The sequence below is a fragment of the Wandonia haliotis genome (assembly GCF_039523435.1).
Classification (GTDB): domain Bacteria; phylum Bacteroidota; class Bacteroidia; order Flavobacteriales_D; family Crocinitomicaceae; genus Wandonia; species Wandonia haliotis.
The window spans coordinates 6,460-16,933 of sequence record NZ_BAAAFH010000020.1 but is presented as its reverse complement, the minus strand read 5'-3'; the positions used below and the strand labels follow the sequence as shown (position 1 = coordinate 16,933).

The window sequence follows — 10,474 nt, the reverse complement described above, 5'->3', positions numbered from 1 at the left end:
CATTCCCAGTGTTTTCTTAGTTCTCCGACCAACTGAAAAACTAACCACATCTTTGGTTGTACGGTCAATGGCATAGGTAAGACAATATCGGCTCTCCTTCTTTCCTATATAAGTGATCAATTCATCTACTTCGTAAGACCTTCCTTTTATCAAGCAAGGAAATTGAATTCTTGATGCAATCTGTTTTATCCGACTGGTGACCGTATTGGGAGCAATAGTCAATATTCTCGAAATACTTCGTGTGCCACAACTTTCTTTTACCAAAGTAATGATTTGTTTATCTATATCGGGGCGAAAAGCTTGCCTTTGGTAATTCATTTGCTGGTATTTCTTACAGGAACAACAGAAAAATTTCTGTGTCCCGTTCTTTTGCTTTCCTTTTTTTATACAATTTTTTTGACAATAATTACAGTTCATGATTAGGTGATAGTTTGATACACTTACAACGAACTTTCGTTCATACAGAGTCCTATTTACACAAAAAAGAAGCGAGTGGATATCTATATCCACTCGCTTCAATACAAATTTATTTTTCTATCTATTATTTTTCAATAAGTTACATACACTTTTTACCGGCAGGTGATAGTTTGAGACGCTACCTAATTAATTAATCTTCAGATTCCTCCTCTTTTTATTCAGTTTTACAGATTTTTCAGTTATTTCATCTTTGAGTAATAACTTCCATTTTTTACTTCTTATTTTTTTTAATTCAATTATTCTATCATCAGATTCATATAAATTAGTTCGCCAAAATAATAATTTAATCATGAATTCAACTGTCGAATCAGTTATGCCATATTTGTCAAAGAAAACAGTTTCAAAATCATCTAGAAATATACAACTACCACTAATGAAATATATACGAGTAGTATTTGTATAATCTTTTGCGAAGCCTATTAATCCCAACTTATATTCACAATCGGGTATCTTAGGATGTTTACCACTACTTGTTGTCCCCCCTAAACGCAGACAACAAGTGCATGGAATATAATCTTCGGTTTTATCAAAGTCCTCATGCAATTGCTTCATCTCGTGATTAAATTCCTTATCATTTATAGATGAACAACGTTCTTTGAAGTAAAATTCATAAAAATCAAAATCATATAAAGATGAGATAGAATCTATTTTTTTAAAGACAATTGTTTCATATTCATCGTTATTGGGGTATATTTTGTGATATAAATTTGAGTCCAATTCAATAAATCTATCCCCATAGATTGATAAATAGTGTTGAGATTTCCATAATTGTCTATTGACATATACTTTATGATAAAACTCATCAAATTCGGTGAGTATTGATGAATTTTGGCTCCAACATTGATTCAAAAAACTAAAAACTAAAATATTTAAAAGGAAAAACTTGAGATTCTGCATTTTTTAAGGTTTTCTATCATTTTTTTCTCTGTCATCAGCTATTTTACCACCTTCATACTTTTCATGATGCCCAACCCCTGTATTTTTACCTGTTTCATCACCATAAAAATATGTTTGATGTGGATATTCAATCCATCCTTCAATATGCCCTAATTCATGAGAAAGTGTTTCTAATTTTTGTTGGAGTCCACCAGGGGTATAATCATCTAAAGAAATAATAACGTGAGGAGTGCCATTTGTTGATGGTTCTACTTTAATGTAACGAGAAGTAAGACTTGATTGAACAATACTTCCATTACTCATTTGCTGATCAAGAAGCAGAGCACCTTCTGGTGAATTAACGTCTATTTTATCTGTTGTGCCATCATTCTTTCTAATAAAAACGATATTATTTGGTGTAGTCAATTTATAAGATTGCCATAATTCAGTTCGCTTTGCTTGTCCATCTCTGTGTGTACTAGACTTGTTTACCATACTTATTGCGGATGAATTTGCATTTCCTAGTTCTTCAGCACGGGGAATTCCGTCTATATCTGTTATTGTAACATGAATAATAATATCAAAAGAAGTACTGTAATCGGGGTCACCTGAAGAAACAAATGTTTTATTTGTAGGGTGATATCTTAATTCGTTTAAATATTTATACTGATTAGGCCTTTCTTCACTTAATTTTTTTATTCTAGCTTCAACATCAGCTTTATTTTTATCTGATAATCCTGGGGCTGGCTCTATTATATTTCCAGAAGGGTCTACAAAAATCAAAGGACTGTTAGCAACAAATGAATATGGGCTTAAATTAGGGTAAACTTTAGATGCAGCATCTCTACTCAACCACCTTCCTACTCTTGAATCATACATCCTCGCCCCAAAGTCAATGGCGTTACCTTCTCCGTAAATTTCATCATCCTTCTCCATCCCATTAAACCCATAACGGTAAGAATCTGAACTAAATGAACGTCCAGGTAAAGTCATCCCAAACGGCATATAATCCGAATAACTTTTCACATCAGCCACATAATAGAAATCTTCCACTACTGCCGCTGCATTTACATCCTGAACAAACAAATACGACAAGTACATCGATCGCGTACCCGTATTCGGGTTCTCCACAGCAAACATCGTCTCTGAACTCGGTGCTACAAATGTCAACGTATAACGTCCGTCTGAAGTAATATGCTGCACCTGAATATTGGCTGAGGTGATATTGTTTCGAACAAACGGGGTCAACTTAGGACCTCCATTCAGTCCCAATGTATAGTGAACCGTATACGTTCTTCCGGCTACTGTCGGGAAAACACATAAAATACCATTCCACTGCCCCAAATTATCTACTCTAAGACGGTTACCCGAGATCGAAGTGGTTACTCCTGTACCGTAGGTTTGTATATCCGCATAACTAGCTGTCAGGTCGCGGGCAAATACAGAAGGACGTTTTTCAAGTGTCAGATCATCGATGTAGAACGTTCTTGTTCCACTTACCTGACTTTGCATCCTCAACTGTGTAGTAGATGAGCTGGCCAAAAAGTCCAGGTAATGTACTCCATTACTACTCATCACTTTCTGTGCAGTTACTGTTGCTGTAGGTACATCATACGCTGTTATGGCTACAGATCCCTGTCCGGCCAGATCCGCTGTCAGTTGAAGACGATACGTCTGACCCGGAACAGTTGCTACATACTGTAAGACGGCTCCCGATCCCTGCGATGTTGTCGTTACGCGCAGGCGCCCCCCCGAATGACTCACTGAGCCTCCCAGGTAGGCATTTACGCCGTCGATATCCGAAGTAAAGTCATTGGCGTAAACTGCACCAGCTTCAGCTATCGCCAGCTTACGATCTGATACCGTTGCCAATACATTGCCCAGATGATTGGATAATTCATACCGCTTATCCCCTACCTGACGCATCAACTCCTCGCCGGGAACATACAAGCCGCTTCGCATGGAAACAGCTATCTCATCCGGAGCAAGAACATACGAACGTGCCACTTCTTCTTCGATGCGTTCCATACCCAACCGTGAAGAACCGTATATAGTACGCTCTTCCAGCAGAAGTATTTTTATATCCTGACCGCTATATGTACCCTGTTCTATGCCGTATCTCACCAGTTCATTGCCTTGTGCATCTCTAATATAGTACTTTTTTTCAATACCCGAGGCGTCAATAACTCCCGGTGCAGATTTAGGGTACACCGTCTTAGAGATACGCTGACCCATCGGATCGTAGGTAAAAACCAAATCGGGTTTTTCACTAAACGCATAGCGTTCAATCTTTTTCACTTTACCCGTTACTGTCCATTCGATGTTTTCAATTTCTTCCGTTTTATCCTGAACAAGCTGCCCGATGGCATCATAACGATAGTTATGGGTGGTTTCATTTGTCGCTATGTGATAGTTTGATACACTACCATACTACAAGTTTGTAGCAAGACTATAAAACATGTAGTAATAAAACAAGCAAAGCAATTTTTTTTACTACATGTTTTGTTTGTAACTTTGCTCGTAAGTTGATTAACCTGAATTAAAACATACATATATAACCTTTGGAGAACGTTTAATAACAGTAAGAAAGAAGAAAAAGCTTTCTCAAGTTGAAACAGGAAAAAAATTGGGATTAGCGGTGATGCTTACGGACGTTATGAACGTGGTGAAGTAAGACCAACTATTGAAATGGCTATAAAAATTGCTAAAACAATGGATGTTTCTTTAGATTACCTTACTAGAGCTACTGACCTAGAACTCGACAACTCAATGTTAAAAAGAATTCAAGCGGTTTCTAAACTCTTACAAAAAGAAAAGGAATCTGGTTTTCTTTTTCTTAGATTCGTTTATTGATAGAATGAAGCCGCAGGGAGCACTTTAATTGAAAAAATAAAACATTATGAAAATATATTATTCATTCTAATATTCACTAACTTCCTGACGGAATATACAACTCTTTTTAAACCCCTGTATATATAAGCATTATGAACAGTAAACACTTCTTAACTTTTATCTTAGGTATATTAATTTTAACAACAGCGAACATCCACGCGGGGATGGCATTACCCTTTTATGTTCATATTTTAATGGGATATCTTTATGTAGCCTATTTTTTCTTCATCTCCATTAAAAGAGGTTATAAAAAAGTATACATAATCATTCTACTTATAACAACACTTTTAGTTTCTATTTATAACTTTTACCCTATGAATAATAACAATTCAATTCAACCATTAAATAAGGATTATCCTAAGCATAATATAAAATCCAATAAAAATGAGCTCGATGGTTATATAAAATATAATTCGAGAAAGATATTGGTGGCTATATCTAATTGTAACTTATCAAATGTAGATAGCATTTACATGCTGAAAAATGGCTTACCCTTAGAAGAAAATGTGTTATTATACAACTTTTATACACCAAACGAAGAGTATGTTCTTGGTACGTCAAACAAACATTATATAAAACGTTTTAAAACTTTGGATAAACAATTTAGCAACCTAGTTATAGGATATACATACAATTCAAAGCATAAAGCTTTATCCTTTAATAAAAAGGATACTTTAAGAATTTATATAAAATTTAATTCTAATGAATTAAAGACTGGTTTCGTATCATTCTGAGTATTGTTTTTCTAACGCCTCTTCTGCCGCAGTAACTGTTTGATAAGCACCTACAATTTTTTCTAGTTTACTATCACCATTTGTCATACTTTTAACCCCAGTTGCAAAGTCTATTACTTCATAAACAGCTTCCCCTTCTTCACCAATATATTGTCCTATTAGAGCTTTGATGGGTTTAGCTTCTTTGTTTCCAGACATATAGTCTTCAGGATTAAATACTTTTTCAACACCTCCGGCGGTCAGGTCTGCACTTTGAATAAACCCAGCATAAGCAAGTGTCGTTATTACCCCCCCCTGAGCTAATTTCTCCAGCAATAGATAAAACTATTCCTATACTACCAACAACTATCTCACCTGCACCTTCTGCCATAACACCATTTTTAGCATCTTCGTAGGTATCGTAAACTCCAGCATTTTCGTAATCAAAAGAAATCTCAGAGTCTCTCCCGTCCTGATAACTATCGATTATTAATGTACCATAAGTTTCCTCACTCCACCCACCACTATATAACTGGTTATCAAAAAGATTATCTGCTCCACCACGATAAGCATTGTATCCTTTCTTCCAATTATTCATATTTCCAGAAGACATGGCATAATACCAAAATGCTCTCTTATTCGAGTTATAATCTGCCTCCCCATATGTATATACTTTTAAAGCGAACCATCATTTTTGTGATATCTAGTCAGTATAACCTCTTCTAAGCCCTCATATTCAATAGCGTGTATCACTTTGTTCCCGCTAAAGGAATAAGGTGTGTAATGAGTGAACTTAGCTGCCAACGGATCCACTGCAAAGAACCTTCCTATCCTCGGGTCATGCATCCTATACTTGTAATTCACAGAGTTTCCTTCGCCCTTGACCTCGTCATCCTTCTCCTGTCCTTTGAAGCCATAACGATAACTATCCGCATTATCACTTCCATTCCCAGTGTTTTCTTAGTTTGCCGAGAAATAGAAATGATACGCTTTAGAACAGTTGTCGGGGAGATATTCAGGATTCTCGAAATACTCCTGATTCCTACTCCTTCTTTAAGTAAAAGAACAATATTCGTATTGGTTTCCGCAAAACAGGCTCTATTGCTATATGCTTCCTGTTTGGTCGAGCCACATTGTTTACACAGATGACGTTGAATTCCCTTCAAAGTCTTCCCGTTTTTTTTCATTTGAAAATTACAACAAATCATATGAGCAATAATTCTGATACACGTAGTACGTAATTATTGAATAATAGGCCGAATAAAACACGAAAAAAGGGCAATTTAATGATTACCCTTATCGAACTACTCTTGCTAAAACCTCCTCTACCACCTGAAAAACAAATGGTTAATTAAACAAATTTCATCCATCAATAAATCTGGTACACTACCCTATTTACCACCTCTAAAATTAGAAAATAATAATTTACCGTCTTTTTTGTGAAAAACCATATAACCTTCTTCTGAACCAGTTATTGGATTTTTTCGTGTACTTAGAGGAACGATAATTTTCACATCATCTTCATTTGCCTTACTTATTTTTAATGACTTAAATTTTTTGATAATATCTTTAGAATTACGAAATGAGTTTGTAGACTCAATAATATAATTAACCCCATCATCTGTACATAAATCTTTTAAAGATTCTAAATCACCGTTTTCTATTGAATGTATGATCTTATCCTTAATAACTTTCACATCTTTCCTTTCATTAATGGATGTAGTACATGACAGTATATATAAAACAAAAAAGTATAAAAAAATTTCATATTTTATCTAATCTAAGTTTAACTCTCCTCTTTCATATGATTGAGTAGCCGTTTCAATCTGTCCCCCATCAATTTCTGTGGAAGTTTTATCATTCATGTAAATACCCCATAGATAGTTCCAAGAACAAAAAATCATAAATCAACCACCATTGATTGTCAATTAATTACACCTGTAAAATAAACATAAGTGCAAGTTTGATACACTACCAATTGAGTACACTACCTATATTTATTCTTTTGAAATTAGATAAAATTCGACTTTTTTCTCCACTTCATTTCTATAGTTATTAATGTAATCGAACAATCCAAAAGGATATTTACAATTATCTTCTAAAAAATCCCATTGAACACCCAGCACTTCGAAGTAAGGCAATTTCTTTATCTTATTAATAAGTAGAAATGCTAAATCTCCTACCAATAAATTCCTATCTATACTACAAGCTTTAGCTTCTGATATAGTGGTGTCTGATATTAGAGCAATTATTCTTTTTTGTTTTTTGGAAAAAACAGCTACTACTGAACTAAACAATTCATCTTCCATAATACTATAAGATTGATTATTCCAGTTAATAGAAATATCTTCCACTAATTGCACTAAAACTATACTATCTTTACCGCTCTCCATCCCCTTTTGATTCATTGCATTTAAGTTTAATGAATCTTCTTTTAATCTTATTTCTCCATCTATATAATCGCTGTCCTTTGAAACTTTCAACTCTCTTGAAGAACAGTAGGAAAACAGAACGAGTGCACATGCAAAAATTAATCCTTTCATAACGCTTATTTTAAGGGCGCCCTAAATAAGAAGGGTCAACACGTGTGTTATCCTGATGCATAATATATGGCTTAAGTTCAATAGGTCCTTTTCGCCTGATATTCATTTGTAAGGTAATTGGAATCTGTACAAAGCTTGGAATAGAAGTTGCGGTGGATTTGCTTAAAACAACTCTTGAGCCGTGACTTCTACCATCTCGGTAAACATTCGTTATACCTTGTGCTCTTAGATATAAATTTGTCATTTGGATTGCATCTTCATGTCTGTAGGTAGACATCCCTTTTGTCCGCCCCACTCCATGACCTAAAAGCTCATGAGCCAATAATTCTCCTGCTGAACTATTTCTCGAAGTATAACCATCTCCACTTCTATAATCCGGAATACTAGCCGTTGAGTTCATAACGACAATAGTATAACTCCCGCTCCCAAATGACCCATTAACACCGCCACCTGCTCCCCCATCAACTCCTGCTCCAGTAGTATATCCAGTTAAGCGAACTCCATTTGCGCTTAATGATTCACTCCTATTAACCATTTCGACTGTATGAACGTCAGAACTATTAATTGCACCATAATAACCATAAGCTAATTGCTGTTGCTCAGCACTCAAGTTAGCAACTGCACTAGTAAATGCTTCTTTACCTATGGACTGCATAGTTACACCATTCGAATCAAGTGAAAACAGATTTCGTAAATCTTCTTCATCGCTCACCTTAATAAGAAGTGTATCTGTATTCATCCTGCTGATATCTCTTGCACACAGCACATTGATAACGTTGAGTTTCTTTTATTTTCCCTTTTTTATACAATTTTTTGACAATAATTACAGTTCATCATTAGGTGATAGTTTGAGACACTACCCCCTACCCTACTTTATTCTATACTTCCATTTAACATACTGCAATGAAATGAGCAATAAAAAACATCCCACTAGAAGCAAATTTGATTCGAAAAAGTCATTAAAAGGTCTTTCTATGCTTGTTGAGAATAATATTAGTAAACAGCATATAAAACCAATCAATGGCATTATATTCCCCCTCTTTTCTCTCAATTCTGACTTTTTCAAATAAAATATAAGAATAACCAATTCAAATATTACAGTAAATATCCCTAAATATGATGAAAAAGTATTATCTGATATAAATGCTACGACAACAGTCAATAGTGTGCACAAAGAAATTGCCAATAACATTCCCATGTTTTTATTTTGCATAATATACAATTTGTGTAATCATTCATCTTCTTTTGGTGTACTTCGAACTTCATAAGGTGTAAACTCGACTTTTATTTTTGAAGGATCTTCTTCAGAATCAGGCCAAAAACTTACAGCAGCTCCAACACCGGTTACAACCCCTCCAATAACATTTAATATTACACCAGGAACCGCCCCAACGACACTAGCGTCCATTGATAAACCTAAATCAAAAATAGCAACTCCGGCAGCTGCTGTTGCTTGCCCGACCTTAGTCTTTGTATCATTAGAACTTTCATTTTCTGTCGCTTCTGTTTCGCTTGGACTTATCTTATTCTCTTGTATTTCCAACACAATTGTTCGTAATCTATCGGGAACACTTGCAGTTTTGATATCCTGATTACCTTCTAAGATACTTGCATTATTAATTGGTAAGGTTTCTTTCTCTCCAGTTATTACATTAGTTACAACTGTTCTTGTCCACTGATAAACACCCAAGATCTACCGAGGGGTTATTCATTTTTTTCTTGGGAGTTGTGTTGAGAGTTACTTATCATTCTTTTTTATTTCGAATTCATTAAAGAAAGTTTAATAATTGAGATAATAATTAAAAAAAAGATAGCTAGTAAACAATATATAAATAAAATATTTCTTTCTTTTTTGATTATTTTATTTCCCATGTTTTTCTTTAAGTTTATCTGCTTCCTACCAAACATGATAGTAAATGGAAAAAAAATGAAAAAGAAAATCACTAATACGAAATCTACACCTGTAAAAATCCCAAAATAAAAACTCATTGAAATAATTACTAAAAAATAAATAATTAAAAGTTTATTTTTATCCATCACTTTCTAATTTTAATACTGCATCTGTAATATTTTGAAATCTTTCAATCATAGGGTTTATTTTACTTTCAATATCTTTTATTTTTGAATTATATAATACGACTTTTGATTTAGCCTTATCTATTTCCTTTTGAATAACCTCCCGACCTTCATTATTATCTTGGTATTGCATTGAATTCTCCAAAACATTAATATCATTCATATACTTGTTTTTTTCATCAATTAATGCAGAGTGTTAAATATAAAGAGGAGACAATTCTTTTGCTATTTTTATTGCCGATTCTTTAAGAATATTAATGGCAAATATCTTATCTGCTCCATCACTTATTGGCTTTAGTTCAGTGTGCGAAACAGCAGCGCCAGCGCTTGCTGGTGCAATTCCTGCTCCAACTCCAATTTGAAAGTTCACACCTATATGCCCTCCAGAGGAAGCTACTCCAAAAGATAATGTTGTCCCCCATTTAGCAGTGGAAACATTTCCCTCAGCTCCAAAACCTTCAAGGTCTTTTATATCATTCATAATTTGATAATGTGTAATAGAAAAAGTGGAAGAGATACTCACATCGCTTTGAATACCAACAGCTGTAGAGCCATAAGAATATATATTTCCTGTATTCCAATCAATAGCAACCCCACCTTCGACTGAACCACTTAATCCTACAACACCAGTTACATTTTTACCAACCAATGTAACCTCTAAACCTTCGAGTTCAACACCATCAATTAACCTATTTTCACTAAAAGCATAAGGACTATTATGCGGATACTTCGGAGCCAACGGGTCAAGCGCAAAGAACCTCCCCACCCTCGGGTCGTGCATACGGTATTTGTAATTAATTGATTTTCCTTCACCCTTGACCTCGTCATCCTTCTCCTGTCCCTGGAAGCCATAACGATACTCCCCCTGTACTTCCATTCCTGTTCGGCATCTGCATT

At 34.8% G+C, this 10,474-nt stretch carries 13 protein-coding genes and 2 pseudogenes; 2 read left to right on the top strand and 13 right to left on the bottom strand.

All coding sequences use genetic code 11. The annotated features are described in order from the left end of the window. The 3 genes from ABDZ97_RS12460 to ABDZ97_RS12450 all read right to left on the bottom strand — a co-directional run. Positions 1–318: IS1 family transposase (locus ABDZ97_RS12460; protein WP_343788140.1), on the bottom strand; the 318-nt coding region annotated here is incomplete at its 3' end. A 285-nt stretch (positions 319–603) separates the two neighbouring features. Then, positions 604–1,374 carry a hypothetical protein gene (locus ABDZ97_RS12455; protein WP_343788138.1) on the bottom strand — a complete coding sequence of 257 codons (771 nt, stop codon included), beginning with the start codon at positions 1,372–1,374 and terminating at the stop codon, positions 604–606. 3 nt (positions 1,375–1,377) lie between these two features. Next, entirely contained in the window at positions 1,378–3,651 is a 2,274-nt protein-coding gene (locus ABDZ97_RS12450) for an RHS repeat-associated core domain-containing protein (RefSeq protein ID WP_343788136.1), read from the bottom strand. Between the two features lie 327 nt (positions 3,652–3,978). Here ABDZ97_RS12450 and ABDZ97_RS17675 point away from each other — a divergent pair, with 327 nt between their 5' ends. Both ABDZ97_RS17675 and ABDZ97_RS12445 read left to right on the top strand, forming a co-directional pair. Beyond that, positions 3,979–4,206: a helix-turn-helix domain-containing protein gene (locus ABDZ97_RS17675; protein WP_425542660.1), complete on the top strand. Its 228-nt coding sequence runs from the start codon at positions 3,979–3,981 to the stop codon at positions 4,204–4,206. Between the two features lie 353 nt (positions 4,207–4,559). Further along, the gene (locus tag ABDZ97_RS12445) at positions 4,560–4,979 is read left to right on the top strand and encodes a hypothetical protein (RefSeq protein WP_343788134.1); all 420 of its coding nucleotides are present in this window, start codon (positions 4,560–4,562) and stop codon (positions 4,977–4,979) included. On the opposite strand, the gene ABDZ97_RS12440 is transcribed toward ABDZ97_RS12445, so the two are convergent. The 10 genes and pseudogenes from ABDZ97_RS12440 to ABDZ97_RS12400 all read right to left on the bottom strand — a co-directional run. Further along, positions 4,971–5,177, bottom strand: a complete 207-nt coding sequence (locus tag ABDZ97_RS12440; RefSeq protein ID WP_343788132.1) for a hypothetical protein — start codon at positions 5,175–5,177, stop codon at positions 4,971–4,973. The two genes, ABDZ97_RS12445 and ABDZ97_RS12440, sit on opposite strands and share 9 nt — an antisense overlap. Positions 5,178–5,202: 25 nt before the next feature. After that, positions 5,203–5,556: a hypothetical protein gene (locus ABDZ97_RS12435; RefSeq protein ID WP_343788130.1), complete on the bottom strand. Its 354-nt coding sequence runs from the start codon at positions 5,554–5,556 to the stop codon at positions 5,203–5,205. Positions 5,557–5,633: 77 nt separating this feature from the next. Next, positions 5,634–5,828, bottom strand: a pseudogene (locus ABDZ97_RS17670) (hypothetical protein); the annotation flags it as partial. Next, on the bottom strand, positions 5,819–6,145 hold the full coding sequence (locus tag ABDZ97_RS12430) for an IS1/IS1595 family N-terminal zinc-binding domain-containing protein (protein ID WP_425542659.1): 327 nt from the start codon (positions 6,143–6,145) through the stop codon (positions 5,819–5,821). The gene ABDZ97_RS12430 and the pseudogene ABDZ97_RS17670, both read right to left, overlap by 10 nt. Before the next feature lie 204 nt (positions 6,146–6,349). Further along, positions 6,350–6,655: a hypothetical protein gene (locus ABDZ97_RS12425; RefSeq protein ID WP_343788126.1), complete on the bottom strand. Its 306-nt coding sequence runs from the start codon at positions 6,653–6,655 to the stop codon at positions 6,350–6,352. 300 nt (positions 6,656–6,955) lie between these two features. Further along, the gene (locus ABDZ97_RS12420; RefSeq protein ID WP_343788124.1) at positions 6,956–7,501 is read right to left on the bottom strand and encodes a hypothetical protein; all 546 of its coding nucleotides are present in this window, start codon (positions 7,499–7,501) and stop codon (positions 6,956–6,958) included. Positions 7,502–7,511: 10 nt separating this feature from the next. Next, complete coding sequence (locus ABDZ97_RS12415) at positions 7,512–8,240, bottom strand: hypothetical protein (protein ID WP_343788122.1); 729 nt, start codon at positions 8,238–8,240, stop codon at positions 7,512–7,514. Between the two features lie 492 nt (positions 8,241–8,732). Continuing rightward, the gene (locus tag ABDZ97_RS12410; protein WP_343788120.1) at positions 8,733–9,191 is read right to left on the bottom strand and encodes a hypothetical protein; all 459 of its coding nucleotides are present in this window, start codon (positions 9,189–9,191) and stop codon (positions 8,733–8,735) included. A gap of 339 nt (positions 9,192–9,530) precedes the next feature. Next, the gene (locus ABDZ97_RS12405) at positions 9,531–9,740 is read right to left on the bottom strand and encodes a hypothetical protein (RefSeq protein WP_343788118.1); all 210 of its coding nucleotides are present in this window, start codon (positions 9,738–9,740) and stop codon (positions 9,531–9,533) included. Between the two features lie 33 nt (positions 9,741–9,773). Then, a pseudogene (locus ABDZ97_RS12400) lies at positions 9,774–10,474 on the bottom strand (hypothetical protein); the annotation flags it as partial.

What these genes read in the sequence shown, in the direction of transcription:
- ABDZ97_RS12445 (WP_343788134.1), top strand. Translation starts at nt 4,560, where the DNA reads ATGAATAATAACAATTCAATTCAACCATTAAATAAGGATTATCCTAAG.
- ABDZ97_RS12420 (WP_343788124.1), bottom strand. Translation starts at nt 7,501, where the DNA reads ATGAAAGGATTAATTTTTGCATGTGCACTCGTTCTGTTTTCCTACTGT.
- ABDZ97_RS12440 (WP_343788132.1), bottom strand. Translation starts at nt 5,177, where the DNA reads ATGTCTGGAAACAAAGAAGCTAAACCCATCAAAGCTCTAATAGGACAA.
- ABDZ97_RS12415 (WP_343788122.1), bottom strand. Translation starts at nt 8,240, where the DNA reads ATGAATACAGATACACTTCTTATTAAGGTGAGCGATGAAGAAGATTTA.
- ABDZ97_RS12430 (WP_425542659.1), bottom strand. Translation starts at nt 6,145, where the DNA reads ATGAAAAAAAACGGGAAGACTTTGAAGGGAATTCAACGTCATCTGTGT.
- ABDZ97_RS12455 (WP_343788138.1), bottom strand. Translation starts at nt 1,374, where the DNA reads ATGCAGAATCTCAAGTTTTTCCTTTTAAATATTTTAGTTTTTAGTTTT.
- ABDZ97_RS12405 (WP_343788118.1), bottom strand. Translation starts at nt 9,740, where the DNA reads ATGAATGATATTAATGTTTTGGAGAATTCAATGCAATACCAAGATAAT.
- ABDZ97_RS12435 (WP_343788130.1), bottom strand. Translation starts at nt 5,556, where the DNA reads ATGAATAATTGGAAGAAAGGATACAATGCTTATCGTGGTGGAGCAGAT.